General features: G+C 35.6%; 1 protein-coding gene. It reads right to left on the reverse strand.

The window, feature by feature from the left end; genetic code table 11:
• Nucleotides 1-16: 16 nt before the first annotated feature.
• Complete coding sequence (locus V7183_RS13510) at nt 17-1,165, reverse strand: acyltransferase (RefSeq protein ID WP_097894830.1); 1,149 nt, start codon at nt 1,163-1,165, stop codon at nt 17-19.
• Between the last annotated feature and the right edge of the window lie 221 nt (nt 1,166-1,386).

Here is a 1,386-nt window from a genome sequence, read left to right on the forward strand (position 1 = left end):
TTTTTGGACAGCTTCTTTACTTTTTACTTCTTAATAGAGGTCGTAATGGTACAAGCGTCGGCCATTTTAATACAGGTGTGGGAGAAGGCCCTGTAATCCACGTATGGAATGGGAGGATGCTACATATAACCATTGTGATGATAGAGAGTGTTGCCGTCAAAAGAAAAAGTAATAGACTATATAGAATTGTATTTGCTTGAATTGTAAATAGAGATAGTAATTTCGTAATGAGTTGTAAAAAGAAATAGTGTGCTAAATAGGCCCCATATGTGTAGTTTCCGATAAAACGTAATGTTTTATATAAGGCCCCTCGCCGCTGTACGATCATCATAGAAAGTACGTATAGTATTAAAATTTCACATACAATGTACAGAAACATGGATGGCTTTAAATAGGTAGATACAGTAAGGTGAATCGAATTTACACCATAGAAGCTAAATAGTTCATAGTTGATAAATAAGAAGAGAATAAAAAATAAGATTGTTATAAGTGGTATGTGTTTCGTTACAAATAAACGCCAAGCTTTTAACGCTACAGCCGCAATTCCTCCCATGACGAAGTAGAATGAATAGAAGAGGAAGGAACGATCTGTATAGTGTAAAATGGCGGAAGTTGTTAGTTGTTCGCCATTAAAAATATAGTGAGAAGAATACCACATTAAGAGAAAATATATGATGGCGAAAATGGTCATATATCTATATGTATCGTGCTGATTATGTGTGCGTCTTTGAAACCAATAGAATAAAGTACATAGCAGGGGGAACAGTAAATGAATTTGGAACATCATGATGACATACCAAAGGTGAGGGGCAGCTGTTCCGAGCAATAGGTTCTTTATCCCACCGTGCCATGTAACGACTTGATTTGTTGTAAATAAGTAAAGAATAGACCAAAGGAAGTAAGGAGCAAGTAAGTGTGCTGTTTTTTCATAGATGTATTCTTTATAGACAATTTGTTTTGTATATTGCCGAATTAAATGAAATCCAACAATAAAGATGAATGCAGGTGCTGAAAATTTTGCGAGATTAAATAGCATTCCCATAATGAGAGATTGCTCTAATACGATATTTCCTTGATTCATTGTATATAGTAAGGAACTTTGCAAAACAACGGCAAGAAAAGCGATACTTTGCAAAACCTTAAATTCTGGGGCGCTTTGTGTCATGTCTTCCATCTCCTTTTCCATACATGATTATAGTACGAAGGCGTGAAAAGGGCTGTGGAAACTTTGTGAAATTTATAACAAATGTATAAAATGGTGTGTTGGTAGAGTAGATGGAGACAAAAATAAAAAAGCAAAGAGGAGGCCAGGTAGTTAGCTTCTTCTTTGCTTTGTTCTCGGTAAATTTAGGGATTATTAACCACGATCAGGTGGTGGTGGATCCA

Source organism: Bacillus sp. JJ1127, assembly GCF_036965845.1.
GTDB lineage: Bacteria > Bacillota > Bacilli > Bacillales > Bacillaceae_G > Bacillus_A.

Coding starts and splice junctions, on each gene's coding strand:
- V7183_RS13510 (WP_097894830.1), bottom strand. CDS start 1,165: ATGACACAAAGCGCCCCAGAATTTAAGGTTTTGCAAAGTATCGCTTTT.